Annotated in this window: 18 protein-coding genes; 6 read left to right on the plus strand and 12 right to left on the minus strand. The window is 63.1% G+C overall.

The window, feature by feature from the left end; all coding sequences use genetic code 11:
- Positions 1 to 152: 152 nt before the first annotated feature.
- Positions 153 to 2,036, plus strand: coding sequence for a hypothetical protein (locus BB934_RS19815; RefSeq protein ID WP_173909476.1), 1,884 nt, complete (start codon positions 153 to 155; stop codon positions 2,034 to 2,036).
- Positions 2,037 to 2,079: 43 nt separating this feature from the next.
- On the opposite strand, the gene BB934_RS19820 is transcribed toward BB934_RS19815, so the two are convergent.
- The 3 genes from BB934_RS19820 to tam all read right to left on the minus strand — a co-directional run bounded on the left by BB934_RS19820 (position 2,080) and on the right by tam (position 5,446).
- Positions 2,080 to 3,966, minus strand: coding sequence for a CHASE2 domain-containing protein (locus tag BB934_RS19820; RefSeq protein WP_099511160.1), 1,887 nt, complete (start codon positions 3,964 to 3,966; stop codon positions 2,080 to 2,082).
- 7 nt (positions 3,967 to 3,973) lie between these two features.
- Positions 3,974 to 4,525 (minus strand): FecR domain-containing protein, encoded by a 552-nt coding sequence (locus BB934_RS19825; protein ID WP_237050025.1) that lies wholly within the window; start codon positions 4,523 to 4,525, stop codon positions 3,974 to 3,976.
- Between the two features lie 147 nt (positions 4,526 to 4,672).
- Positions 4,673 to 5,446, minus strand: coding sequence for a trans-aconitate 2-methyltransferase (gene tam / locus BB934_RS19830; RefSeq protein WP_099511162.1), 774 nt, complete (start codon positions 5,444 to 5,446; stop codon positions 4,673 to 4,675).
- A gap of 234 nt (positions 5,447 to 5,680) precedes the next feature.
- Here tam and BB934_RS19835 point away from each other — a divergent pair, with 234 nt between their 5' ends.
- Both BB934_RS19835 and BB934_RS19840 read left to right on the plus strand, forming a co-directional pair.
- A complete protein-coding gene (locus BB934_RS19835; protein ID WP_099511163.1) occupies positions 5,681 to 7,069 on the plus strand; it encodes a dipeptidase in 1,389 nt (462 codons plus the stop codon).
- 191 nt (positions 7,070 to 7,260) lie between these two features.
- Positions 7,261 to 8,085: a DUF2189 domain-containing protein gene (locus BB934_RS19840; RefSeq protein WP_099511164.1), complete on the plus strand. Its 825-nt coding sequence runs from the start codon at positions 7,261 to 7,263 to the stop codon at positions 8,083 to 8,085.
- A gap of 55 nt (positions 8,086 to 8,140) precedes the next feature.
- Here the strand turns inward: BB934_RS19840 and BB934_RS19845 are convergent, their stop codons facing one another.
- From BB934_RS19845 to BB934_RS19865, 5 genes are read right to left on the minus strand one after another with little or no spacing between them, the layout of a single operon-like run.
- Entirely contained in the window at positions 8,141 to 8,476 is a 336-nt protein-coding gene (locus BB934_RS19845) for a cytochrome C oxidase subunit IV family protein (RefSeq protein ID WP_099513068.1), read from the minus strand.
- A gap of 8 nt (positions 8,477 to 8,484) precedes the next feature.
- On the minus strand, positions 8,485 to 9,207 hold the full coding sequence (locus tag BB934_RS19850) for a heme-copper oxidase subunit III family protein (protein WP_099511165.1): 723 nt from the start codon (positions 9,205 to 9,207) through the stop codon (positions 8,485 to 8,487).
- A gap of 14 nt (positions 9,208 to 9,221) precedes the next feature.
- Positions 9,222 to 9,926, minus strand: coding sequence for a cytochrome c oxidase subunit 3 (locus tag BB934_RS19855; protein ID WP_099511166.1), 705 nt, complete (start codon positions 9,924 to 9,926; stop codon positions 9,222 to 9,224).
- The gene (locus BB934_RS19860) at positions 9,919 to 11,700 is read right to left on the minus strand and encodes a cbb3-type cytochrome c oxidase subunit I (RefSeq protein ID WP_162299177.1); all 1,782 of its coding nucleotides are present in this window, start codon (positions 11,698 to 11,700) and stop codon (positions 9,919 to 9,921) included. Before BB934_RS19860 ends, BB934_RS19855 begins: the two co-directional genes overlap by 8 nt.
- Before the next feature lie 54 nt (positions 11,701 to 11,754).
- A complete protein-coding gene (locus BB934_RS19865; protein WP_099511168.1) occupies positions 11,755 to 12,564 on the minus strand; it encodes a cytochrome c oxidase subunit II in 810 nt (269 codons plus the stop codon).
- Positions 12,565 to 13,164: 600 nt separating this feature from the next.
- On the opposite strand from BB934_RS19865, the gene BB934_RS19870 reads away from it, so the two are divergent.
- Together BB934_RS19870 and BB934_RS19875 are read left to right on the plus strand one after the other, a co-directional pair.
- Positions 13,165 to 15,144 (plus strand): autotransporter assembly complex protein TamA, encoded by a 1,980-nt coding sequence (locus BB934_RS19870; RefSeq protein WP_099511169.1) that lies wholly within the window; start codon positions 13,165 to 13,167, stop codon positions 15,142 to 15,144.
- Positions 15,144 to 19,445, plus strand: a complete 4,302-nt coding sequence (locus BB934_RS19875) for a translocation/assembly module TamB domain-containing protein (protein ID WP_099511170.1) — start codon at positions 15,144 to 15,146, stop codon at positions 19,443 to 19,445. The genes BB934_RS19870 and BB934_RS19875 overlap by 1 nt, the downstream gene beginning before the upstream one ends.
- A gap of 82 nt (positions 19,446 to 19,527) precedes the next feature.
- On the opposite strand, the gene BB934_RS19880 is transcribed toward BB934_RS19875, so the two are convergent.
- From BB934_RS19880 to BB934_RS19895, 4 genes are all read right to left on the minus strand, one after another.
- Complete coding sequence (locus BB934_RS19880; protein ID WP_099511171.1) at positions 19,528 to 20,181, minus strand: methionine ABC transporter permease; 654 nt, start codon at positions 20,179 to 20,181, stop codon at positions 19,528 to 19,530.
- Between the two features lie 30 nt (positions 20,182 to 20,211).
- Positions 20,212 to 21,525 carry an acyl-CoA dehydrogenase family protein gene (locus BB934_RS19885; RefSeq protein WP_099511172.1) on the minus strand — a complete coding sequence of 438 codons (1,314 nt, stop codon included), beginning with the start codon at positions 21,523 to 21,525 and terminating at the stop codon, positions 20,212 to 20,214.
- A gap of 24 nt (positions 21,526 to 21,549) precedes the next feature.
- On the minus strand, positions 21,550 to 22,950 hold the full coding sequence (locus tag BB934_RS19890) for an LLM class flavin-dependent oxidoreductase (RefSeq protein WP_099511173.1): 1,401 nt from the start codon (positions 22,948 to 22,950) through the stop codon (positions 21,550 to 21,552).
- A 77-nt stretch (positions 22,951 to 23,027) separates the two neighbouring features.
- On the minus strand, positions 23,028 to 23,864 hold the full coding sequence (locus BB934_RS19895; protein ID WP_099511174.1) for a MetQ/NlpA family ABC transporter substrate-binding protein: 837 nt from the start codon (positions 23,862 to 23,864) through the stop codon (positions 23,028 to 23,030).
- Positions 23,865 to 24,305: 441 nt separating this feature from the next.
- On the opposite strand from BB934_RS19895, the gene BB934_RS19900 reads away from it, so the two are divergent.
- The gene (locus BB934_RS19900) at positions 24,306 to 24,761 is read left to right on the plus strand and encodes an Lrp/AsnC family transcriptional regulator (RefSeq protein ID WP_099511175.1); all 456 of its coding nucleotides are present in this window, start codon (positions 24,306 to 24,308) and stop codon (positions 24,759 to 24,761) included.
- Positions 24,762 to 24,768: the final 7 nt, after the last annotated feature.

Raw genomic sequence — 24,768 nt, forward strand, 5'->3', positions numbered from 1 at the left:
GCTATGTCTCCTTGGCAGTTTTGCCCCTTTACGTTGTCATGATCGCCTATTCCGAGCAAGCGAAGTTGCAGGCACAATCGCGAGGGGTGTGCGGTCTGGCACCGCAAAGACATGCGCACCTTGTCATTCCATTAACATGGGAATCCGTGCTCATGAGGATCCTCCTTGCCCGGCACAACCTTTTCTCGCTGAGATCAGTATTGCTCTCGGCCAGCGCCGTCCTTGCGCTTCTCGCAGCCGGCTCATCGGCCGATGCTTGCCCGCTCGGCAGCCATGACAGCCCACGCGTCAAGATGCTTCATGCTCTGCAAAATCCCGGACTGCACGGCTCGGGGCACCACACGAGTGTGGCGCAGCTGCAGTCGCAGCCGCAGGCAGCACAGCCCAAGCGCACGGAGCTCGGTGCCTATGGGCGCGATCTGCCCAAAGGGGCTGCAGCACCCAGTGCCGATGCAAAGCCTCCGATTCATCCCAATATGGGCAAGCTGTCCTGGATCGTGACCAACGATCCGGCAGGCTATGCTCAAGCCTATTTCGACCAGGGCTACAGGCTGGGATGGGGGTTCAACCATGCCGAGGCCGCGCGCTCCTTCCGGGCGGCGCAGGACCTCGACCCCAATTGCGCCATGTGCCTGTGGGCCGAAGCCTGGGTGCTCGGTCCGCACATCAACTATCCGATGGATGCGGACGCGAACGCCCGTGCCTTGTTCGTGCTCGAGAAAGCCAAAGATCTCGCGCCCAAGGCAGGCGACATGCAGGCCGCCCTTGTCGAGGCTCTCTCGAAGCGGCATTCGCCTGATCCCAATGCCGATCGCAAGGCTTTGGATCAAGCCTATGCCGATGCCATGGAAGCCGTGCAGGCCCTCTTCCCGCAGGATGCCAATGTCGCTCTCCTCACCGCCGATGCACTCATGAATCTCACCCCCTGGGATTATTGGGCCGATGGCGGAAAGACACCGAAAGGAAAGACGGCGAAGATCGTTGCATTGCTCGAAGGTGTGCTTGGGACGAGCCAGTTCGGTCCGTTGCAGCCCAGTCCCGATCACCCCGGTGCGATCCACCTTTACATCCATGCCGTGGAAGCATCGGATCATCCCGAGATTGCAGCACCTCATGCGGCGCGTCTCGAAGGTCTCATCCCGGGGGCAGGGCACCTCGTGCACATGCCGAGCCACATCTGGTACCGGCTGGGCCGGTGGCGTGAGAGCCTCGATGCGAATGTGCGCGCTGCGGCCGCCGACGAAGCTATCTTGGGCAAAGGAGGAGCAAGCGTTCTCTACTCGGAGGCCTATTACGCCCACAACGTTCACTTCGTCATGGTATCCGCTCTGACGGGAGGGGATGGGCAGACCGCCATCGCGGCCGCGCAAAAGCTGTCCGGAATTGTCTCGGACCGTGCCAAGCGCGAGGTGCCGTGGACGCAGCCGATCGCGGCTGCGCCCTACAACGCCCATGCCTTGTTCTCGAAGCCGGAGGAGGTGCTGGCTCTCCCCGAGCCTGAGGGCGACTTCCCTCTTGTCGAGGCATCGTGGCATTATGCGCGCGGCATTGCTCTTGCCCGCCTGGGCCGCGCGGACGAAGCCCGCGCCGAAGCAGCAGCCATAGACGCTCTCGCCAAGAGACCTGAAGTCACGGCTCTCCCCGATGCCGGCGTTCCCGGACCCGATGTGCTCGCCATCGCTTCGCACGAGATCGCGGCGCGCATCGCGCAGGCATCGGGAGACCAGGCAAAGGCAGCCTCGCTGTTCGCGGAAGCTGCCGTCATACAGGATCGGCTTCCTTACATGGAGCCTCCCTACTGGTACTATCCGGTGCATCAATCCCTCGGAGCCGCCTTGATGGCCCAGGGAAAGCCGATGGAAGCGACAGCAGCGTTCCGGGAGGCGCTGCAGCGCTCGCCGAATAACGGTTGGGCCGCTGCGGGATTGCTTCGCGCCGCGCAGGCGCAGGGCGATCAGAAGGTGGTCGAGGAAGCTCAGGCCCTGTTGCAGAAAAACTGGTTCGGCACCCAGATGCCGACACCCGATCAGCTCTGATCGTTCGGTCCAATCCGAAAAATGCGAAAGGCTCCGATGCTCGTCATCGGAGCCTTTCAGCAACCGCGTTGGATTGTGCCGTTCGCCGCCAGAGCCAGACAGGAATCGAACCGGATCGACCGCGGATAGAGGCGGGCAACGTCTCTTCAAGCACACCGAGTTCCATGACGGAACGGACGTTGCCGGCGGCCCTGTAGAGATCGTCGCTCAAGGCAACGTCCGCATGGTGGGACGCGGCCACTTCCATCAACCGGCTTGCCACATTCACCGTATCTCCAATGGCAGCGATGTGCTGATGGCTGTCGCCTCCGAGACGCGACGCAATGACCATGCCGCAATGGGCACCGATCTTGAAGCCGATGCGTGATGCGATGGCTTCCGGCAATTCTGCGATCCAGCTTTCCATATGCGAGCTCAGGGCAATGCAGGCCTCCACTGCATGGCAGGCATCGTCCGGGGAGGGATCGGGAAGGCCGAACAGGATCATTGCGCCATCCCCCATGAAGCTGGCGACGAAGCCCTGATGGCTGATGACCTCCTGATCGACGAGCCTGTGAAAGGCCCGAAGCAGCTCACGCGTTTCATCGAGGGGCAGAACCTCACTGACACCCGTGAAGCCCGACAGGTCGATGAAGACCACGGCTGCCTTCTGGCGCACCGGCATCGCAAGAAATCCGGGGTCCTTCACCAGTCTTTCGGTGAGGCTTGGCGGTTGAAAGCTACGCAGGGTTTTGCTCTGGATGGTGAGGCTATCCGCGCGGCTGCGATCGAGCCAAAGCCGTGCTGCACCGAAGAGGATCGCCGGCGGCACCGCCGCCAGAAGTGGCAAGGTTGCACTGAGCCAGATGCCATGCGCAAAAGCCACCACCGTCAATCCGATCCAGAGGGCCGACACGAGCGCAATGAGGGCAAATCCCAGCACGCTGCGATGCCAGGAGAGGAGCAGGATGAAAAGGATGGGCAGGGTGAAGGCCATGGCCGCATCGACGAAGCGGACACGGTTGTCACGCACCAGGGCGTCGCCGTCCACAAGATGGGCGATCGCCGTTGCCAGCACCTCGACGCCCGGCAGAACCGGATCGAAGGGGGTGGGAAAGGTATCTCCGCCCCCTGTCACCGTAGCGCCGATGACGACGATCTTATCCCGCATCGTCTCTTCTGCGATCCTGCCGCTCAGGACATGGTTGGCGCCGATGGTGCGAACGGTGCCGCCCGGACCGTAAAAGCGAAGCGGCAGGGCGTATCCGTCGCCCGTGCTCGATGGCATGCCTCCGAGCTCGATTCCGTTCGGTTGAAGAACGGGGTCGCTCTTCAGGGCAATAGAGGCTGCCCGCAGTGGAAACGACGGCCAAATCCGGTCTCCTGAGCGCAGCAGAAGAGGGATATGGCGCGGCACACCGGATGCATCGGTTGCAATATTGACGACGCCGAGAGCGGCAGCCTCCGAAAACGTCGCGCGCGGCAACAGCAGGTCCTGTGCCTCAGGAAGGGTTAAGATGTTCCCGTTTTGTGAGCTCGTTGCCGGCGGGCCGCGACCGAACAAACCTGCCGCGGCAAGAACGCTTGGAGTCTCGCGCAAGGCCGAAGCAAGGGCGAGATCGCCCTCTGTCGAGCCTGCTTCGATGAAGAGGACATCGAGCGCGACGACCTTCGGCTTCATGCGGCCGATTGCGGAAACCAAGGTCGCCATCGTCGCTCTCGGGAGCGGATATGAACCAACCTCCCGCACCGTCTGATCGTCGATCGCAACAATCACGACGTCATCGGGAGCGGGGCGTGGTCCTTGAATGACAAACCGCAGGTCAGCAAGCGGCGCTTCAAGGCGGTCGAGCGCTGCGATGCCGCCGCGCAAATGCAGGAACGCCAGTCCGAGGCCCCATAGACAGGTCAGGACCAAAGCAGCGAGCGTGATCGCATGGCGATTGCCCATGAGGGGCCTACCGCCCGAAGCGTGCCAGGAGAGCAGTTCTCCGCGCTGCGGGCCACTGTCTCACGACGAGAGGCGCCGTGCCTTGCTCGACATCGACACCTTCTCCTGAACCGAGGTTGACTCCGCGGGCATTGGTCGCCCGCCGCACCGAGACGCGGCCCGTCACCACGAAGACCGCGGTCTTGCCGGTACTGACATCGACGACCCATTGGGTGCCGCGCACTGCGGCAATCGCCTGCGGGGTCTGCACCTGAAAGCCCTGCCGGAGTGCTCCCGTTGGAGCGTCGATGAGAACGGCACGGTTCTGCAGATTGACGGCATCGGGAACGGCGTCCCGGTTCCGGTCCACGAGATTGAACGCAGCCCCTGCTTCGGCTTCGATGGTGAGACCGTCGCGACAGCGCAGAATCTGCCTTTGCGGAGATCCCACGGCCTGCAGCACGCATCCGCTTCCCTGCGCGAAAGCTTCGTCGGCCAGAGCGCAGGCGAAGACCATGGCGAGAAAAGAGCGGGTTGCAGCGGGAAAAACTGCTCGTCGGCCTGTTTGGTGCGAGACCATGATCACTCTCCAGGGCCGAAAGAACGTAACATCATCCAAGAATGAAACGATGGACGGCATTTTATACTATGCGGAACGACGGAGGACTAGCGATGTGCCGGATATCACTTTCCGATGCACCGCCTCGATGCGCCGGCGACTGGCCCGTCAGCGCCGCTGGGCGATGAAAAACAGACGGGGAAAGCGCAGGAGAACCTTGCCGTCGCTTTGAGCGGGATAGGCTTTTGCGACCTCGGCGCGATAGCGGCGCAGATATTCCTCCTGCTGCTCATCCGTCAGCGGATCGAGATAAGGCTTCAGGCCCGTGCTCTTGAACCATTCGGCGATGGCGGCAGCATTCTCAAGAGGGTGAACATAGGTCGTCTGCCAGATATCGACCGAACAACCTGCTCGCGTCAGCCAAGCATAATAATCGACGAACGAGCCGATCTCCTCTCTTGCCTTGGCGGCGGAGGCGAGCTTGTCCGCCCATGGTCCCTCCTGCGCAACCTGCCGCATGAGACGATGGGATGGCTCAGTGAGGTTGTTCGGCATTTGGACGGCAAGGCATCCGCCGTCGGTCAGGAGGGAGACGAGGCGTTCGAGGAGCGGGGAGTGGTTGGGGAGCCATTGCAGCATCGCGTTGGCAAAGATCAGGTCGAAGCGCTCGTTCGGCTGCCACGTCGCGACATCGGCTTCTTCGAACGTCAAGTCGGGAAGACGTCCGCGTGCCTTGGACAACATGTCGGGAGAATTGTCGAGGCCGAGAACCCGTGCGGAGGGAAACCGCCTGACGATCAATTCCGTGCTGTTGCCAGGCCCGCATCCGAGATCGACGCAGTTCCGGGGCTCTTTCAAAGGCACTCGGTTCAGCAGATCGATGGATGGCCGGGTGCGTTCGTCCTCGAACTTCAGATATTGGCCTGCGTCCCAATCCTTCACCGGAATTCCCCTTCGTGGCTGCAGGGCTTGAAATACGATTTTAGGCGAGTGGTGTGAAGACCTGCGCGATTCCGTCGGCATGATCGATTTGGCAGACTGGCTCGGCGGACGAAGCCTCTCGAAAGGCGCGCGATTCGGGCTTTTGCGCCCGGCATTGAGGCGCTACAACACCAGCCCCATCCCTGAGAAACTCTTTCGGCGCCGATCTTTCGGGGCGAGCAACGAGGAAATTCCGTGACCGATCATCTCCCTGCCGTACTCGACCGCATCGATGCCGATCTCGAGAAGAGCCTCGAGCGGCTCTTCGAATTCATCCGGATTCCAAGCATCTCGACCGATCCCACCTATAAGGAAGAGTGCCGCCGGGCGGCGGAATGGCTTGCGGCTGAGCTGCGCGATCTCGGCTTCGATGCGTCTGCGCGGATTACGGGCGGCCACCCGATGGTTGTCGGCCATCATGTGCACGGCGCGGAAGGGCCGCATGCGCTGTTCTACGGGCACTACGATGTGCAGCCGGTCGATCCCATCGAGCTGTGGGACACGCCGCCCTTCGAGCCGACGCTGGTGGCCGCTCCCAATGGCGACACCTGGATCGTCGCACGGGGCGCGTCCGACGACAAAGGTGCCCTGATGACCTTCATCGAGGCCTGCCGGGCCTGGAAGGCCGTGTCAGGCGACCTTCCCATCCGCGTCTCGATCCTGCTCGAAGGCGAGGAGGAATCCGGCAGTCCCAGCCTCAAGCCGTTCCTGGAGGCGAACCACAAGGAACTGTCGGCGGATGTGGCGCTCGTTTGCGACACGGATATGTGGGACAACGACACCCCGGCCGTGACGACGATGCTGCGCGGACTGGTAGGCGAGGAGGTGGAGATCACCTGCGCCGACAGGGACCTCCATTCCGGCATGTTCGGCTCTGCCGCTCGCAATCCGATTCACCTGCTCACCGAAATCCTCGCCTCGCTGCGCAATGCGGACGGACATATCGCTCTGCCCGGCTTCTACGACGGCGTGCAGGAGCTGCCGGCTGAGGTGAAAGATCAGTGGAACCGCTTGCCATTCGATGAGGCAGGCTTCCTCGGTGAGGTGGGCTTGAGCATTCCGGCTGGTGAGAAAGGGCGCAGCGTGCTGGAGCAGGTCTGGGCGCGCCCGACCTGCGAGGTCAACGGGATCGTCGGCGGCTATACCGGCGAAGGCTTCAAGACGGTCATTCCGTCGAAAGCCTCCGCCAAGGTGTCGTTCCGTCTCGTGACCGGGCAGGATCCGGCGAAGGTCCGGGAAGCTTTCCGCACCCATGTGCAAGCGCGGATACCAGCCGATTGCACCGTGACCTTCAAGGAGCATGGCGGGAGCCCGGCGCTCAGCCTGCCGCTTGAAGGACCATGGCTCAAGCCGACCTTGAAGGCGCTGACCGATGAATGGGGCAGGGAGGCAGCGCTCGCCGGAACCGGCGGCTCCATTCCCATCGTCGGCGACTTCAAGCGCCTGCTCAACATGGACGCGTTGATGGTGGGCTTCGCCCGCTTCGACAACCGGGTGCATTCACCGAACGAGAAATACGATCTATCGAGCTTCCATCACGGCATCCGGTCGTGGGCTCGGATCCTGGCGGCGTTCGCCCGTTAGGAAAGCCTTCCGGCAGCTTTCACAGATTCTGTCCTCAAACGTCGCCATGGATTCAACTGACGTGGATCCATGGCGACATCCAAATCGTTCCGCCCTATATTGACGGTATCGGTTACGGTTACGCGTGACCTCGCACGATGCACGCACGGCCGTGATCTCAACTGCCAAGGTTCAGCCCTGGAGGAGCGAGTATGGCCAATTTTCATATTGTCGCCGGCGCTAGCGAGGTTCCGGCCCATCCCGTTGTCAGAAAGATCACGACCGCCGATCTGAAGGAAGCTTTGACGAAAGGGTTCGACGATTTCTGGGCCATGCCCTCCCATCTCGTCTTCCTCGGGCTGATCTATCCCATCCTCGGCGCGTGTCTCGCAGCGCTGACCTTCACCAACAACGCTCTTCCGCTCCTCTTTCCGTTGGCTTCAGGCTTCGCGCTGGTCGGACCCTTTGCCGGCATCGGCCTCTATGAGATCAGCCGTCGGCGGGAACTCGGTCTTCCCGTGTCCTGGCAGGACGCGTTCGACGTCCTGAAGTCGCCTTCGATCCCGTCGATCATCGGGCTGGGCGTCCTGCTGCTCGCGATCTTTCTGATCTGGCTGACGACGGCGCGCCTGCTCTACCAATCGCTCTTCGGCTATGCAGCGCCTACCTCCTATCCGGAGTTCATTCAGCAGGTTCTCACCACCTCCGAAGGCATGAAGCTGATCGTTCTCGGCAACGCCCTCGGCTTCGTCTTCGCCGTGGCGGTCTTAAGCATCAGCGTGATCTCTTTCCCGCTTCTGCTCGACCGCGATGTCGGAGTGGCAGTGGCCGTCTATACCTCGATCAAGGCCGTCGCGATGAACCCGGTCACCATGGCGATCTGGGGATTGATCGTGGCAGCTGCTCTCCTCATCGGCTCCATCCCGCTCTTCGTCGGGCTCGCGATCGTGATGCCTGTGCTGGGTCATGCGACATGGCACCTGTATCGCCGGGTCGTCGAGCCGCCGCATCCGGACGACGCTCATCCCGCGGTGTGATGTGCGGCTCAGTTCGTGGAGCAGGCGGTCCGGGAAACCGGGCCGCCTTTTTCGATCATGAGCCGGATCCGAAGAAGTGTATTCTGGAGAGAAGCGTGTAATCCGCCTCGAGCACCATGATCGCCACGAAGACCAGGACGGCGCTGATCGGGACTAGGATGGCATAGACCAGCGACAGCCGTTCCCAGGCCATGTGCATGAACACGGAGACGATGAGGCCCGCTTTCAGCATCATGAACAGGAGGATGAGGGAATACCGGAGAAGCCCCTGGACCTGGAAATAATCGACGAAATACGAGCAGGCGCTCAGGATGAACAGCCAGGCCCAGACCACCAGATAGAGCTTGATGGGATGCTGCTGTCCCTGAGCATGAGCGGATGCCTGTGCCATGGCCATTCTCACCAAAGATAGAAGAACGCGAAGATGAAGACCCAGACGAGATCGACGAAGTGCCAGTAGAGGCCCATGATCTCGACCGATTCATAATTGCCCTTCCGGCTCGTGAAGAAGCCCCGGCTTTCCTGATCGTAATCGCCACGCCAGACCTTGCGCGCAATGATGAGAAGGAAGATGACGCCGATGCTCACATGGGTGCCGTGAAAGCCCGTGATCATGAAGAACGACGAGCCGAACTGCGCCGCGCCAAAGGGATTGGCCCAGGGCCGGACGCCTTCGTGGATCAGCTTCGTCCATTCGAAAGCCTGCATGCCGACGAAGGTGGCGCCGAGCAGCGCCGTCACCAGCATCAGGATCGCCGTTTTCCTGCGGTCGCGGCGATAGCCGAAATTCACCGCCATCGCCATCGTCCCGCTGCTGCTGATCAGCACGAAGGTCATGATCGCGATCAGGATAAGGGGAAGAGTCACGCCGCCGATGGTCAGAGCGAAGACTTCGCTGGGATTGGGCCACGGCACGGTCGTGGACATGCGCGCGGTCATGTAGGAGATCAGGAAACAGCTGAAGACGAAGGTGTCGCTGAGGAGAAAGATCCACATCATGGCCTTTCCCCAGGACACATTCCTGAACGCCTTCCTGTCCGACGAGAAATCGGCCGCGATGCTTTTCAGCCCCGAGGTTTCCGTCGGAGTTGCCAAATCACGTGTCAGAGTCTGATCCGCCATATACAGAGCCTCTCTCACGTCAATATTTGCCGGCAGATGTCGACGAACTCGCCGGCCCAGCCCGTCAGGATGCTGAGAAAGACGAGCCAGACGAGCAGCAGAAAGTGCCAATAGGTCGCGCAGAGGTCGACCGGGAGGCGCAGCCGCGCGGTGTCGGCCGTACGCCACGCCTTCTCGGTGGTTCTGCCGAGGGCCACGAGCCCGCCCAGGAGATGAAGGCCGTGCAAGCCGGTCAGGACATAGAAGAACGCATTCGCCGGATTGGCTGCCAGCCGGTATCCTTCGCCCGTCAGCTGCTGCCAGGCAACCAATTGGCCTGACAGAAAGGCCAAAGCGGCAACCCCCGCTGCGACGAGGCCCCATCTCAGGTCCTTCACTTCGCCGCGGCGAGCCGCATTCCTCGCGCCGTGGAGCGCAATGCTGCTCAAGGCCAGCATCCCCGTGTTCAGCCACAGGATGGTCGGCACCGGCACCGCGCGCCAGTCGGGCAACTGCATGCGCATCGAATAAGCGCTGATGAAGAGCGCGAAGAAGGAGCCGATGACGGCGAGGAAGATCCACAGGGCGACCTTCGAGGCCGGTATCGGCGCGTCATCTGCGGCGGGAAGGGCCGCGGTCGCGCCCTGCTCCAGCCAGGGCTTGGAGGCGAGGCCCTGTCTCGAGAGCCACCAGGCTCCGATGCAGGCCAGCACGCTCAGAAACAGCAGGATGCTAGCCATGCGCCGGCCCCATTGCGGACCTTGCGGTGCCGGGCTGGTTCTGCGGCAGGAAGTCCTGGTCCGCTCCCGGAACGCTGTAGTCGTAGGCCCAGCGGTAGACGACCGGCACGTCCTTGCCCCAATTGCCGTGCGGCGGCGGCGTCTCGGGCGTCTGCCATTCGAGCGTCGTTGCGCGCCAGGGATTGCCGCCGGAGGGTCGGCCGTGGCGCAGGCTCCAGAACAGGTTGAAGACGAAGATCAACTGGATCGCGCCGACGAACAGAGCCACGATCGTGATGAACGCATTGAGCGTGTGGGCCGAGGGGGGAACGAAGGACATGTCCGCGATGTCGTGATAGCGGCGCGGGATCCCCATCAGGCCGAGATAGTGCATCGGAAAGAAGATCGCATAGGCGCCGAGGAAAGTGACCCAGAAATGGATCTTGCCGAGCGTGTCGTTCAGCATGCGCCCGGTCACCTTCGGGTACCAATGATAGATCGCCCCGAAGATTACGAGGATCGGAGCGACGCCCATCACCATATGGAAATGGGCGACCACGAACATCGTATCCGAGAGTGGAACGTCGACGACCACGTTGCCGAGAAACAGGCCCGTCAGGCCCCCGTTCACGAAGGTGACGATGAAGGCGAGGGCAAACAGCATCGGAACGTTGAGATGGATGTTCCCGCGCCAGAGGGTCAGAATCCAGTTATAGACCTTGATCGCGGTCGGGATGGCGATGATCAGCGTGGTGGTGGCGAAGAAGAACCCAAAATAGGGGTTCATGCCGCTGACATACATGTGATGCGCCCAGACCACGAAGCTCAGGGCGCCGATGGCAAGCAGGGCCCAGACCATCATGCGGTAGCCGAAGATGTTGCGCCGCGCATTGGTGCTGATCAGATCCGAGACGATTCCGAAGGCGGGCAGGGCGACGATGTAGACTTCCGGATGGCCGAAGAACCAGAAGAGATGCTGGAAAAGAAGAGGACTGCCGCCGCTGCGCTCAAGAGGCTGGCCCATCTCGACGATGGCCGGCATGAAGAAGCTGGTTCCAAAAATCCTGTCGAAGAGCATCATGACGGCACCGACGAACAGGGCCGGAAAGGCGAGAAGCGCCATGAAGCTTGCCGTGAAGATGCCCCACACGGTGAGAGGCATGCGCATCAGGGTCATGCCGCGCGCGCGCGCCTGAAGCACGGTGACCACGTAGTTCAGGCCGCCCATCGTAAAGCCGATGATGAAGATCATCAGGGAGACGAGCATCAGGATGATGCCCCATTCCTGACCTCCGGGCGTGCCCGAAAGGATGGCCTGCGGCGGATACAGCGTCCAGCCGGCGCCGGTCGGGCCGCCCGGCGCGAAGAAGCTCGCCACGAGCACCAGCACGGCGAGCAGGTAGACCCAGAAGCTCAGCATGTTGACATAGGGAAACACCATGTCGCGGGCGCCGATCATCAGGGGGATGAGATAGTTGCCGAATCCGCCGAGGAAGAGGGCGGTCAGCACATAGACCACCATCATCATGCCGTGCATGGTGATGAACTGGTAATAGGCATTGGCATCGATGAAGGCGAAGGCGCCGGGAAATCCGAGCTGCAGGCGCATCAGCCATGACAGGACGAGGGCGAGCAGCCCGACGGAGAGGGCGACCAGGGAATACTGGATCGCAATGACCTTCGCATCCTGAGCGAAGACGTACTTCGTCACCCAGCTATGAGGATGGTAGAGCTCGACATCGTCGATATCGCCCGGTGCAACGACGCCGCCCGGACCAAGTGGCACATCAACCATCAGGATGCTCTCCTCGGTTGTTTCCGTTTCGTCTCCAGTCGATCAGGCGCGGATCTACTCCACCGGCGACGGCGCGAGGCGAGCGAAGCTCCGCGACGCCTGCTCCTGCAGCCATGCCTGATAATCCTTCAGTTCCTGAACCACGAGCTTTCCGCGCATCTGCGGGTGGCCGACGCCGCAGAGTTCGGCGCAGAGGACATCGAACGTTCCCGTCCGCGTCGGCGTGAACCAGATGTAGGAAACCTGGCCCGGCACCATATCCATCTTGGCGCGCAATTCCGGCACATAGAAATTGTGAAGGACGTCGGCGGAGCGCAGCAGCGCCTTGACCGGCTTGCCGATCGGCAGGTGCAGCTCGCCGCCTTCGATCACCACATCGTCCTGCGATTTCGGATCGTCCTTGTTGATGCCGAGCGGGTTATCGGGGCTGATGAGGTGCGCGCCCGAGGTGGCGAGTTGGCCGTCCGCGCCGGGCAGGCGGAAACTCCATTGCCATTGCTGCCCGAAAATCTCGATGTCGGTGGCGTCCTCCGGAACGGTGATGAACTCCCGCCACACGAAGAGGCCCGGCGTCAGCATGGCCGCGACACCGACGCCCGTGACGATCGTCAGCCACCATTCGAGCCTCTTGTTCTCTGGCTCGTAATGCGCCTGCTGCCCCTCCTGATGACGGAATCGGTAGACGCAATATGCCATGAAGAGAACGACAGCGACGAAGACCGCGCCGGTGATCCAGAACGTGATGATGATCGTGTTGTCGATATATTGCCAGTTCGACGCGATCGGGGTCCACCACCACGGGCTGACGAGGTGGAAAATGACCGAGCCGAGAGCAACCAAAACCAATATCAGCGCTACAGCCATTTCTTAGCCATCCTTGCCGTGTCGGGGCCTCGGATATGCAGAAGGCGATAACTTTATTTCACGCCATTACCTGTTTTGATTGGGAAACTCTAAGACCGGCTTCGATCAAAACAAACGTCTAGGCGATATTTTCTCGCGACTGGCCGTCTTATACATGCAGGCAACTTCGGTTAAGCCAGTGGCCACATGTGAAATTACACCCGGCCAGACGCCCGGTCAATGAGCCTTGGCCATCCGCCTGAGCGGCGGAAAGCTTGTCCTCAACCTCCCGAGTGCGAGGCGCGAATGATGCCAGAATGTCACAAATTGTGGATTCCGAAAATGTCGGGTCGCGAGAACATTGTCTGAGATACGGAACCTATTCCGTTCCAGCTCGGCCGGGTTCGGGACCGCTCTTCGGCGCTGAGCTTATTTTCCTCTCCACTCGACATTTCCGTTCATCAAATCGAGCAAAAATCGGGAAGCTAGGGTTTTTCCGCAGCGGAAACTATGGTTAGGTACGCCGCCCAATAACACCGGACTGTCCTGGTCATCGCTTGCGGATGCTGCGTGCCAGGATTTCGAGACCATGTTCCATCGGTCCGCTTCTACAGGGAGATCGTGCCTCAATTGTCGTGGCTGAGCACCAACCGACGGATCTTGTGTCTCTTTTGCGTGGGCGTTCTGTTCAGTGGGCTGCCGCTCGCGCCTGCCTTCGCGTTCGACCTCTTCGGCTGGTTCCGCGGCAGCAGTGACGCGCCGCCCGCTCCCAGCGCGGATGCCCTGCCGTACTCCCTCGATATCGTCATCGGCGGCGAAAACGACGATCTGGAGCAGACCATCAAGGATGCGTCGACCCTTCAGAGCCTGCAATCTGATCCTCCCCCCGATTCCGCGGCCCTCATCAGCCGCGCCCAAGCCGATCTGCCGCGCCTGATCGATGCGCTTTGGGGCGCGGGGTTCTACAATGCCCGCGTGACGATCAACGTGGCGGGCGTGCCGATGGTCCTGCAGGCGCCGCGCACGGGGGCGGCGATCCGGGCCGCGGCCGGCTACCGGTCGCGGGCTCTCGTGCCCATCCAGATCGTCGCGGATCCGGGGCCGCAATTCGCCCTCAGGGATGTGAACGTCTTCGATGCGCGGACACGCCTGGCCTATGCGCCGAGCGAGCTTCCGCCGCGGGTGGTGCAGATCAAGCCGGGAGACCCGGCCCGCTCCGCCGACATCCTCGCCGCCGAGGCGCGCATCGTCGATTATTTCCGCGCCCAGTCGCGCCCCTTCGCCAAGATTCAGCGGCAGGACCCGGTCGTCTACCACCAGGCTCAGGTGATGGATGTGGGGCTGGGCGTCGATCCGGGGCCGAAGGCTGGCATCGGGGCGATCACGATCCAGGGGGCCGAAGGCGTCGACCCGGCCGTGGTGCGCTCCTTCATCTACACCGAACCAGGCGATCCTTATTCCCCCGCGACACTTGCCTCCATGCGCAAGTCGATCTCCCAGATCGAGGCGCTGGGCTCGGTGCGCATCCGCGAGGCCGAAGTCCTGGACGCCTACGGCAATCTCCCGCTTTTCGTGGAACTCACCGAGCGGCCGCTGCGGGTCATCGGGGCGTCGGCCCAGTATTCCACGACGGACGGGCCGGCGCTGCGGGCCTATTGGGCGCACCGGAACCTGTTCGGCGGCGCCGAGAGGCTGCGTCTCGAGGGCAGCGTCTTCTATCTCACCGAGGACGGCGGGCAGCCGGATCGGGACGAGGGCTGGAACTGGGATAATCTCGGCGGAAGGTTCCGCGCGAGCTTCCTGAAGCCGGCTCTCTGGGGAACCCGGAACGATCTTTTGGTCGACGGGCTCGCCGAGCGCGATCGGACGGTAGGCTATACCAGCCGGTTCGTGAACGTGTCCGCCGGCATCCGTCACCGATTCAGCCAAACCTTCTCGATTCAAGGCGGCATCGAATACGAACGCGGGCAGTCCACGGACATCCTGGGTCAGATCGACTATACGCTGGTCGGCCTGCCGGTGTCCCTGAACTACGATTCCACCGACGACCTCCTCAACCCCACGAAGGGGTTCCGGGTTCTTGCGTCGGTGGCGCCATATCCGGAGATCCTCGGCTCCTCGGTCCCGATCACGATCGCCAAGGGCACGGCCTCGACCTATTTCTCCCTCGACGAGGACGCGCGCTACGTGCTCGCCGGCCGCATCGGTCTGGGTTCCATCGTCGGCGCGGACCTTGACGAGATTCCGGCCAATCGGCGTTTCTACGCCGGCGGCGGCGGCTCGGTGCGCGGCTATCGCTACCAGAGTCTCAGCCCGACCTTCCTCGGGCAGCCGATCGGCGGCCGGAGCCTGCTGGAAGCCTCCATCGAGGCACGCATCAAGATCACCAACACCATCGGCATCGTGCCCTTCGTCGATGCCGGCACGGCCTTCGAGTCGAGCTTTCCGGACTTCGACGACAGCGTCCGCTTCTCCGCGGGTCTCGGCCTGCGCTATTATACGGCCATTGGCCCCATTCGCCTGGATGTCGCTGCTCCCCTCAATCCGGGACCCGGCGACCCCTCCTACGCCATTTACGTCGGAATCGGGCAGGCCTTCTGATGATCAAGACAATTCGCTCCCTCGCCCTCCTGTCCCTGATCGCCGCGGCCGCGCTCGTCGCCGTCTCGCTGATGGCCGGCCGCCCGAGCCAGGCGCAGAGCGACCAGGGCATCCTGGCAAGCCTGATCTCGCGTCTTCTCTCGACGCCGACCACGCAGGTCACCATCGGCAGCATCGAGGGAGCCTTGTCCTCGAACGCCGTCATCCGCGATATCCGCATCGCGGACAAGGACGGCGTCTGGCTCAATCTCGACCGCGCCCGCCTGGTCTGGAGCCGCACGGCGCTGCTGCGCGGCCGCCTCCAGGTGGACGAGCTCACCGTCGACCGGCTTCAGATCCTGCGCCGCCCGCTGCCGGCCGACGAGGCGGCACCTGTCTCCGACGAACCGATCCTGCCCGAACTGCCGGTCCGGGTGATCGTCGACCGCTTTACACTGCAGGAACTGGCCCTCGGCGAGCCGATCCTCGGCACCGCAGCCCGGCTGTCGGCGCAAGGCTCCGCCCAGCTCGGCAACCCGTCCGAGGGGCTCGATCTCACCTTCGCGGCCCAGCGCCTCGACGCTCCGGGGCGGCTTTCCATCAATCTCGACTACGTGCCCCAGACGAACCGGCTGTCCCTGGAGCTGACGCATCAGGAACCCGCCGGCGGCATTGCAGCCCGGCTGATGGATCTGCCCGGGCTGCCGCCGGTCGATCTCAAGCTGTCCGGCCAGGGCCCGATGAGCAATTTCGCCGCACGGCTCGATTTCTCGGCCGGGCCGACCATCGGCGCCGCAGGCACCGCCACCGTCAGGCGGGCGACCTCCGCCTACGACGTGAACGTGGATCTCGCCTCCCGCATCGAAGGGCTGCTGCCGGCTCCAGCTGCGCCGATCTTCAGCGGCACCACCCAGCTCGTCGGCAACGTGACCGTCGGCGACGACAGCAGCCTGCGCTTCCAGCCGGTCCGCATCACGTCGAATGTCGCAAGCTTCGACATGACGGGAACCGTCAGCTCCGGCCAGGTTCTCGACCTGAAGCTCAATGCCCGGGCGCTGCCTACCGACGGGACGAAGACACGGGCAGGGGAGGCGGAGATCGCCCGGCTCAACTTCGACGGCACGGTTCAGGGACCGCTGACCGCGCCGCGCGTCAACGGAACGCTCGACGCCGCGGAGGTCAGGCTGCCCCAGGGCTCGCTCGATGCCCTGAGGGCTCGCGTGGCCATGAACCCGGTGGCAGGCGTCACGCCGCCCGACCGCTTCTCCTTCGAGATCGACGCCAATGCCAACGGGATCAGGCCCGCCGATCCGGCTCTCGCCCGGGCGCTCGGCACGACGCTGTCCGTCACATCCCGCGGCTCCTTCGATCTCGAGGGCATCGCCAGCGTCGAGACGGCGCGCATCGAGACCTCCACCGCGCAGGCGGGTTTCACGGGAAGGGTCGGCAGCACCGTTCTCGACGGGACGCTTGAGGCGAGCATTCCTTCGCTCTCATCGTTTTCCGGACTTGCCGGCCGTGCGTTGCGAGGGTCGGCCAACGTCTCGGCGCGGCTGTCGGGCAACCCGCGGCGCTACGACATGGCGGCCGTCATCGATGCCAGCCTGCGGGATCTGTCGACCGGAACGCCGGCCGTCGATGGCCTTCTAGGCCGCACTGTCACGGCCGCAGGCACGCTGCGTCGCATTCCCAATGGCTTCGCGTTCGAGAACATGCGTGTCGACGGCGCTCATCTCGATACCCGCATCGACGGCCGCGCCACGCAATCGGCCGCGGATCTCGGCCTCGACGTCACCATCGACGAGCTGAGGCAGGTCGATCCGCGCATCACCGCCGGCCGGGCCGGCATCGCCGCCCGTCTGTCGGGCTCTCTCGAACGGCCGAATGTGACCGGTGCCGCGACCCTGACCGACATGCGGGCCCTTGGCCGGTTCATCCCACGCCTCGTGGTCAATCTCGACGCCAAGGATGTGACGGGCGCGCTCGATGCGACGCTCACCCTCGATGGTCAGGTCGACGGCAAGCCCGCAACGGGCTCGCTTCATCTGGCAAGGCCGGCCGATGGAGGCTGGCTCCTCGACCGGCTCGATGTGGATGTCGGTTCGGTGGCGCTCAACGGCAATCTCCAGCTGGGCGCGGACCAGCTGGCGCAGGGCGAAATCTCGCTGTCCGGCAGCAACTTCGACGATCTGAGCCCCCTCGTGCTGATGAAGCTCGAGGGAGCGCTCGATGCGAAGGTCTCTCTCAGCGCGTCGAACGGTGGCCAGGATGCGCTGGTCACCGCGCGCGGAGCCCGCTTCGGGGCTTCCGATATCGCCGTCCGAAACTTCGAGACGAGGTTGACGCTTCAGGACTTGTATCGCCGCCCGATGATCGATGGCCTCGTCTCCGCCGAAGCCCTGACGGCTGCCGGCCAGACCTATCGCAACATCCGCTTCGTTGCCCAGGGCACGCCCGAAGCATCACGCTTCACCGCGTCGGCCGTTGGCCAGGGCTTCGATCTCGATGCGCAAGGCCGCCTCGTTCCCGGCGATGCGACGCGGATCGAGTTGGCGAGCTTCACGGCGCGTCGCGGCGGCCGGCGCCTGTCGCTGGCCCAGCCAGCATCCATCGCCTTGCAGAGCGGCACCGTCACCCTGTCCAATGTGGTGATCGCGGCGGATCAGGGCCGGGTGGCCGTATCGGGCACCATCGGTGACAGGCTCGACCTCTCCGTCGACATCCGCAGCCTGCCGCTTCAGATCGCGGAGATCGTGGTTCCCAATCTCGGCTTGGCCGGCACGGTCAACGGCAATGCGTCGGTGGGAGGAACCACGGCGAATCCGACCGGAACCTACCGCCTTAACGTCACGGGCCTCGCCACCGCGCAGACGCGGCAATCGGGCCTGCCGCCGCTGAACATCGATGCACAGGGACGGCTGGCCGATCGCCGTGCGAGCATCGATGCGCGCGTGGCTCTCGGGAGAGCCGGCACGCTTCAGATCTCCGGCAGCGTTCCGATCGATCCGACCGATGAGATGGCGCTCAGGATTTCGGGACGAACCGACCTTGCCATCGCCAACACCATGCTCTCGTTGTCCGGGCAGCGCGTGACAGGAGCCGCCAATCTCGATCTGTCGGTTGCGGGCACCTTCTCGAGCCCCCGTGTCCAGGGCACGGTGACGATTGCCAATGGCAGCTTCGTCGACTCGCTGCAGGGCGTCCAGCTGAACGGCATCGCGGCCCGGCTTTCAGCACGCGGGCAGGTGCTCGCCATCGAGAGCCTGACGGCGCAGACGCCGAACGGCGGGTCGCTTTCGGCGCGAGGGCAGGTCACGCTCGATCCTGCCGCCGGTCTGCCGGGCGACATCCGCATCACGGGAAGCCGCGCGCAGCTCGTTTCCAACGAGACGGTCGAGGCGAGCGCGGATTTGAACCTCGCCATTTCCGGCCCGCTTCTGACGCGGCCGCGGGCCTCGGGCAACATCAACATCATCACGATGAGCGTTTCAGTTCCCGACCGTCTGCCGACGACCTTAAGGCCGCTGCCAGGAACCAGGCATGTCCGCCCGACGCCGACAGCCGCCGCGCGGCTGGCGCTCGCGCGGCGCCAGCAATCGGCCGCGACCCAGGGCAGGCCTTTCCGTGCCGATCTCGATCTGACGGTGACCGCGCAGAACCGCATCTTCGTGCGCGGACGTGGCATCAATGCGGAACTCGGCGGCGATCTGCGTCTCCAGGGTACGACGCAGGATCCGATTGCCATCGGCGCCTTCGAATTGCGGCGCGGTCGCTTCGACATCCTCGGCAAGCGTCTCGATTTTGTCCGCGGTCGGCTGGATTTCACGGGCGATCTCACGCCGTCGCTCGACTTCCTGGCCGAGACCCAGGCTGGCGACGTTACTGCGCGGATCGGGGTGACGGGCCCGGCCTCACGGCCGGAATTCACCTTCAGCTCCGAGCCCTATCTGCCTCAGGACGAGGTCCTCTCGCGCATCCTGTTCCAGCGGCCGTCCGGCGGGCTGTCCGCCGGGCAGGCCCTGCAGCTCGCTCAAGCCGTCGCGCAGCTCTCCGGCGGATCGGGGAACGACGCCTTCGAGCGCCTGCGCCGCTCTCTCGGCGTCGACAGCCTCGACATCACGGTCGGTGCCGGCGGCGGGCCGGAGGTCGGTGTCTCGCGCTATATCAGCGACAACGTCCGCGTGGGCGTGCGAGCCGGTGCCCTGCCCGAGGACAGCGGCGTGACCGTTGACGTCGACCTGACCCGTCGCCTGAAGGCGCAGGGCGAGGTGAATGCGGAGGGCGGCACCTCCATCGGGCTGGGCTTCGAGCTGGAATACTAAACCATGAAAGAGGGGCGGCTCTCGGGCGCCCCTCACTCCTTGCAGCCCTCATGCAGGCTGCGGTTCGGCTCATGTTCGCAGGTCAGCGCCGGTCGAAGCGGCTGGCGATGAGATCGCCGGTCGATTGAACGACCGTGACGATGACGATCAGGACGGCGATCACGCTGACCATGACGGTCGTGTCGAAGCGCTGATAGCCGTAGCGCATGGCGAGATCGCCCAGCCCACCCGCGCCCACGGCACCGGCCATGGCCGAGGAGCCGATCATCGACACCACGGTGATGGTGAAGCCGCGAATGATGCCCGGCAGGGCTTCGGGCAGAAGCACATGCACGATGATCTGCCAGCGGCTCGCGCCCATGGCCTGTGCCGCCTCGATCAGGCCATGATCGACCTCGCGCAGGCTGACTTCGGCGATGCGGGCGAAGAAGGGCGTTGCCGCAATGCTCAACGGCACCACGGCGGCCCAGATCCCGATGGACGTGCCGACGATCAGGCGCGTGAACGGAATGAGCGCGACGAGGAGAATGATGAACGGCGTCGAGCGGAAGCCGTTGATGATGCTGCCCAGCACCCGATTGAGGCGCGGCATCTCGTAAATGCCGCCGACGCTGGTGATGACGAGAACGACGGCGAGAGGAATGCCGGCGATGAAGGCGAAGAACCCGGAGGTTCCGACCATGATCAGGCTTTCGAAGAATGCATCCCTGAACATGCTGAGGAAATATGTGGGCATGGCCGATGATCCCGCTTTGTCGATGATGCGTTATGGCGTCGGCGACGAAGCGTCAGCCGCGTTCTTCGCCTGTGTCTCGCTCTGGATCACGGCCTGCAGGACGCCGACCGGCGGCGTGCCGTTCAGCCAGTAATCGCCGATGGCGCGCTCCCGGTGAATGAGCGGATTGTGGGAGGCGAGCGTTCGGGCGTTGCGCCAGTAGCGATCGAACCGGCGCGACTCGCTCGTGGCGGATGCACCGCCGATTTCGAAGAGCAACGTGGTCGCTTCGAGCACCTGCTCGATGACGATCTGCTGCGCCTGATAAGCCTTGATGTTGGCAACGGTGTAGAGCTCCGTCGCATCGTCGCCTTTAGTGGCGGCCCGGTAAGCCTCGTCGATGGCATCGGCGACCCCGTCGACCAGGGTGTCTGCCGTGAACGAGAGACTTGCGAGCCGTCCGATCACGCTCTGAACGAGAGGATCATGGCGCGGACTGGACTTGCCTGGAACCGCGAATGTGCGGGTCTTGGCCTGCGTGAATGCGAGGGCGTCCTTCAGGACGGCTCGCGCGATGCCGGCAAGCGCGGCGAGATGGAACAGCTGGTAATACGCGATGATGTACGATGCCTTGGGCGGCTGCTCGACGGAAACGCGGCGCAGGATCTGATCCTCGCCAATCGCGACCTGATGGAAGCGCGTCGTGCCGCTGCCGGTGAGGCGCTGGCCGAACCCGTCCCAATCGTCCTCAATCGTGACGCCCTTGGCCGTCGCGGGAACGGCAAGAGACACATATTCCGTGCCTTCCAGAGCGACAGCCACGATCCAGCTCGAATAGATCGTGCCGGTGCTGTAATACTTATAGCCGTCGAGGATCCAGCGCGCGCCATCCTTCGTGAGCGTGACGGTGGTTTCCGTTCCTTCCGTCTTCTCGGCCATGGCGGCGCCGAAGAGGGCGCCCTCCACGATGAGGGAGAACCACCGCTGGCGGTCGGATTCGTCCTTGCTGTTGAGGCGCTCCTCGACGAAGGCGAAATGGGCGCGGAAGATCTGCGGCAGGTTCGAGTCCGCCTCGCCCAGCTCGATGAGAAGGCGGAATGTCTGCGGCAGCGTGGCGCCGAGACCGCCATGAGCCTGCGGAACCCGCAAAGCGCCGAACCCGGCCTCGCGCAGCCAGGTCACGGCCTCGAAGGCAAGCGTCCGCGACTGCTCGCGGGCGACCGCTCCTTCCGCAATCTTCCTGAAGATCGGCCGGAAGCGCTCTGCGAGATCCTCATAGGAGGCCGGTTCGGATCCGAACCCGTGCAGAGCGTTGCCGGTGTCGACATGGAGATCCGAGGCGAAGAGACGTGTGGCTGCGGACATTGTTGTTTCCGTTCGAATAAGCGTTCAGGCGAGTTCTTTGGCAGGGACGCTCTGTGTCGCGCCCGACCTGAAACGGGCGCCCCAATGCTCGGCCGGAAGATGGTTGCGGCCCTCGCCGAACAGCTTTTCACGCAAGGTGCCATCGGCGTAATCGGCCTTGAACAGGCCGCGCTCCTGCAGCACGGGAACCACCAGATCGACGAAGTCCGCGAGGCTTTCCGGCGCGACCGTGCGAGGAAGATTGATGCCGTCGATGTCGGCATCCTCGACCCATGAGGCGATATGGTCTGCGATCTGCTCCGGCGTGCCTACGAATGGCTTCTGGCGGCTGCCGAGGATCATCTGGTCGATCAGCTTGCGCACCGTCCAGACCGTGCCGGCGCTGCGCTTGGTGATCGCTTCCAGGGTGGAATTGTTGGCGTTGTTCTTCTCGTACTGGATCGGCTCGTCGAGATCGTATTTCGAGAAATCGACGCCGGAGGAACTCGAAAAATGCGCCAATGCTCCCTCGACGCTGGCATGGCGGCGATAATCCTCGAGCTTGTCGTTCGCTTCCCTCTCCGTGCGGCCGACGACGAGGCTCATGCCAACGAAGACCTTCACATCCTGCGGATTGCGGCCTTGGCTCGCTGCTCCTGCGCGGATGTCGGCGATGATGTCACGGGCCACGATCGGGTTCGGTCCGCCGGTGAACACGCATTCGGCATGTTTTGACGCAAATTCCCGTCCGCGCGTCGACGACCCTGCCTGATAGAGTACCGGCGTGCGCTGCGGCGAAGGCTCGCTCAGGTGAATGGCGTCGATCTGATAATACGGGCCGTCGTGCTTGATCGCCCGCACCTTGTCCGGTCGCGCGTAGATTCCCTTTGCGCCGTCCGCGATGACGGCATCGTCATCCCAGCTTCCCTCCCAGAGCTTGTAGAGCACGTCGAGATAATCGTCCGCGATGTCGTAGCGGTGATCGTGGTCGAGCTGCTCCTGCAACCCCATGCCGCGGGCTGCGCTGTCGAGATAGCCGGTCACGATGTTCCAGCCGATGCGGCCATTGGTCAGGTGGTCGAGCGTCGACATGCGGCGCGCGTGAAGATAGGGCTGCTCATAGGTCGTGTTCACGGTCACGCCGAAGCCGAGATGCTTCGTGGCGTAAGCCATGGCCGGCACCAGCAGCATCGGGTCGTTCACCGGAACTTGCGCGCCGGCTGCAATCGCCGTCTCCGGACCTCCCTTGTAGACATCGTAGACGCCCACGATGTCGGCGAGGAAGATGCCGTCGAGCTTTCCTCGTTCGGCGATCTTGGCGAGGTTCACCCAGTAGTCGAGGCTCGTATAGGACGAGGAGAGATCGCGCGGGTGAGTCCATAGGCCATGGTTGATGTGGCCCACGCAGTTCATGTCGAAGGCGTAGATGTTGATCTTCTTGGTCATGTTCCACCCGGATTGAATGTCTGGTGGCCCGCGGATCGGTCGTTTCCGTCCGCAGGCTCGGGGCGTTCTGGCTGCCGCTACCAGGCGGGCACGGTCATCTCGCCGAAATGCTTCTTGAGGATGGCTTTGACCTCGGGCGAGTTCTGGTAGATGGAGACGAACTTGTTGATCCGCGGCTCCTTCGCGTCCTCGGCGCGGACGACCCATTGAATGGCGAAGCGCTTCTGGACGTCATCGAAGATCAGCGCAGAGTTTGGATCGATATCGAATTGCTTGAGGGTCGCAGGATAGCCCTGTCCGAGGTCCACATCGTCGAGAGCGGTCGGCAATTGCTGGGCGATCAGCTCGGTGATTTTGATGTTCTTGGGATTGGACACGATATCGGCGACGGTGGCCCTGAAGTCCAAGCCTTCCTTGAGCTTGATCAGGCCGATGCGATCGAGAAGCACGAGGCCGCGGCCGCCATTCACCGGATCGTTGGCGATGGCGACCTTCGCGCCGTTCGGCAGGTCCGAGACGTTCTTGTACCTCTTCGAATAGAGGCCGACCTTCGACATGGTGCCGACGCCGATCGACACGAAATCATAGCCTCGCGCCTTCTTGGCGTCCTCCAGGAACGGGATGTGCTGGAAGTAGTTGGCGTCGATATCCTTGTTGGCGAGGGCGGCGTTGGGCGTGATCCAGTCGGTGAACTCGATCACCTTCACGTCAAGGCCCTGCTCCTTGGCCTCTTTCGCCGCCTGATGAACGGCATCGGCCGACAACCCGGAATTGATACCGACCCGCAGCGGACCCGCCGCCTGAGCCGTGCCCGACGCCATTGCCCAGGTGGATGCGGCAAGAACGGCGAGTATCGGCAGGGCCTTGGATCGTGTCAGGCGGCGGTGCCAGACGGCCAGCGACTTCCTCAGCATAGTAAAACCTCGCGTTTTAAAAGGTTGAATGACGAGTGATCGTCACATTTCGGAGCGACGCGCACGAAAATGGTATCGTCTTTCGAGTATTTTGCGAGGAGGACTCCTGATCGTGGCCCATCTATTCACGATGAATAGTCCACCTCGGGCAAAGCGACGTCTCAAGGTGCGCTTGGAGACTTGCAGGATCGTGCCTCGATTGGCGGGATGGGTCAATTAGAATGTTCTTTTTTTAGAACGATCGCGGGAAGAAAAAACTTCTCCGTCCCTCTCGCTGCGCTGGGGTGCGCAAGCGCGTTATTTTATGATCCGGAGATGGTAGGACTGCCACGGTTCATGCGACCCTTGGAGGGTCCTCGCTTACAGGGTTCCCCCTCCGCACTTGACCTCGTTCTTTATAAAGAACATAAAGCAATCTGGCGAACAGATGCGGGTCGAGAGATGGATGCAATCGACACCAAGATCCTCAGGTTCCTCCAGGAGGACGCGAGCATCTCCATTGCGGAGCTGGCGCAAAGGGTGAACCTGTCCCAGACCCCTTGCTGGAAGCGGATCCAGCGCCTGGAGGCCTCGGGGGTCATCAAGGGACGGGTCGCGCTCGTCGACCCGGAGAAGATCGGGCTCAGCCTGACCGCCTTCGTCTCGGTCGAGGCCTACGACCATACGGAGGCGTGGACGCAGCGGTTCGCGGAATTCGTCTCGACGCTGCCCGAGGTGATGGAATTCTATCGCATGGCCGGCGACGTGGACTACATCCTGCGCGTGGTCGTCCCCGACATGGCTGCCTATGATGGGTTCTACAAAAAGCTCATCAATGCCGTGCCGCTCAAGAACGTCACGTCGCGCTTCGCCATGGAGCGCATCAAGTCCACGACCGCCTTCGCGCTGACCGCATAAGTCCGCA

The organism is Microvirga ossetica, assembly GCF_002741015.1.
Taxonomy (GTDB): Bacteria; Pseudomonadota; Alphaproteobacteria; order Rhizobiales; family Beijerinckiaceae; genus Microvirga; species Microvirga ossetica.

Bases quoted from the DNA above. Each gene is read 5' to 3' on its own strand.
- BB934_RS19815 (WP_173909476.1), top strand. From the start codon at position 153: ATGAGGATCCTCCTTGCCCGGCACAACCTTTTCTCGCTGAGATCAGTA.
- BB934_RS19820 (WP_099511160.1), bottom strand. From the start codon at position 3,966: ATGGGCAATCGCCATGCGATCACGCTCGCTGCTTTGGTCCTGACCTGT.
- BB934_RS19825 (WP_237050025.1), bottom strand. From the start codon at position 4,525: ATGGTCTCGCACCAAACAGGCCGACGAGCAGTTTTTCCCGCTGCAACC.
- BB934_RS19840 (WP_099511164.1), top strand. From the start codon at position 7,261: ATGGCCAATTTTCATATTGTCGCCGGCGCTAGCGAGGTTCCGGCCCAT.
- BB934_RS19845 (WP_099513068.1), bottom strand. From the start codon at position 8,476: ATGGCACAGGCATCCGCTCATGCTCAGGGACAGCAGCATCCCATCAAG.
- BB934_RS19850 (WP_099511165.1), bottom strand. From the start codon at position 9,207: ATGGCGGATCAGACTCTGACACGTGATTTGGCAACTCCGACGGAAACC.
- BB934_RS19855 (WP_099511166.1), bottom strand. From the start codon at position 9,926: ATGGCTAGCATCCTGCTGTTTCTGAGCGTGCTGGCCTGCATCGGAGCC.
- BB934_RS19860 (WP_162299177.1), bottom strand. From the start codon at position 11,700: ATGGTTGATGTGCCACTTGGTCCGGGCGGCGTCGTTGCACCGGGCGAT.
- BB934_RS19865 (WP_099511168.1), bottom strand. From the start codon at position 12,564: ATGGCTGTAGCGCTGATATTGGTTTTGGTTGCTCTCGGCTCGGTCATT.
- BB934_RS19875 (WP_099511170.1), top strand. From the start codon at position 15,144: ATGATCAAGACAATTCGCTCCCTCGCCCTCCTGTCCCTGATCGCCGCG.
- BB934_RS19880 (WP_099511171.1), bottom strand. From the start codon at position 20,181: ATGCCCACATATTTCCTCAGCATGTTCAGGGATGCATTCTTCGAAAGC.
- BB934_RS19885 (WP_099511172.1), bottom strand. From the start codon at position 21,525: ATGTCCGCAGCCACACGTCTCTTCGCCTCGGATCTCCATGTCGACACC.
- BB934_RS19890 (WP_099511173.1), bottom strand. From the start codon at position 22,950: ATGACCAAGAAGATCAACATCTACGCCTTCGACATGAACTGCGTGGGC.
- BB934_RS19895 (WP_099511174.1), bottom strand. From the start codon at position 23,864: ATGCTGAGGAAGTCGCTGGCCGTCTGGCACCGCCGCCTGACACGATCC.
- BB934_RS19900 (WP_099511175.1), top strand. From the start codon at position 24,306: ATGGATGCAATCGACACCAAGATCCTCAGGTTCCTCCAGGAGGACGCG.